This is a genomic window from Actinokineospora sp. NBRC 105648 (assembly GCF_030269645.1).
Classification (GTDB): Bacteria; Actinomycetota; Actinomycetes; order Mycobacteriales; family Pseudonocardiaceae; genus Actinokineospora.
Genome location: NZ_BSTR01000111.1, coordinates 1 through 882, shown reverse-complemented (window position 1 = coordinate 882; position 882 = coordinate 1). Strand labels below are relative to the sequence as shown.

1 protein-coding gene is annotated in these 882 nt (G+C 66.7%); it reads left to right on the top strand.

The annotated features are described in order from the left end of the window. The coding region (locus QSK30_RS36590) for an ISAs1 family transposase (protein ID WP_285510000.1) at nucleotides 1-870 on the top strand (870 nt) is incomplete at its 5' end. Nucleotides 871-882 lie beyond the last annotated feature (12 nt).

The window sequence follows — 882 nt, the reverse complement described above, 5'->3', positions numbered from 1 at the left end:
GCCGAAGCGATGACCAGGGCGGTCGCCGGTCGCGTCGGCAGGCGGGTGCCGGGGACGATGGTCGCGGTGGCGATGGACGGCAAGACCATCCGCAACAGCGCCCGGCCGGGTATCGAGGGCGGCGAGATCAAGCTGTTCTCCGCATTGGTCCACTCTGATGCGATCGTGATCGCGCAGGTGCGGATTCCCGAGGGCACCAACGAGATCACGCAGGTGAGGGCCTTGCTGGCAGGTGTGGATCTGACCGGTGTCGTGGTGACCGGGGACGCCGCGCACACTCAGCACGCCACCGCCACTTACCTGGCCCTCGAACGGGGCGCTCACTACGCGCTCACGGTCAAGGGCAATCAGCCCACACTGCTGGGCAGTATCGCCGCGGTGCTGCCACCTGCCGCACCAGGCAGCGAGCAGCACGCCACCACCGACCACGGCAAAGGCAGGATCGTGCGCCGGGCGATCTGGACCGCCCCCGCCGACGACATCGAATTCCCCGGTGCGGCCCAAGTGTTTCGGATCCGCAGGGACACCTTCGACCATCTCGGTAACCGGCTGTCCAAAGAGATCGTGCACGGCGTCACCAGCCTGACCGCCGACCGGGCAACCCCCGAACAACTCGCCGGTCTGGTCCGCGAGCACTGGATCGTGGAGAACAAGAGCCACTGGGTGCGCGATGTCGTCTACCGCGAAGACCACCAACACGCCCACACCGGCACAGGAGCCCACGTCATGGCCACCCTACGCAACCTCGCACTCGGCCTCCTACGCCTGGCCGGGATCACCCACATCACCCGCACCCTGCAACACATCGCCGCCGACCGAACCCGAATCCTGCCCATCATCGCAGCCGCTACCAGCACAAACAGACTTTGAAATTCCCCTGGG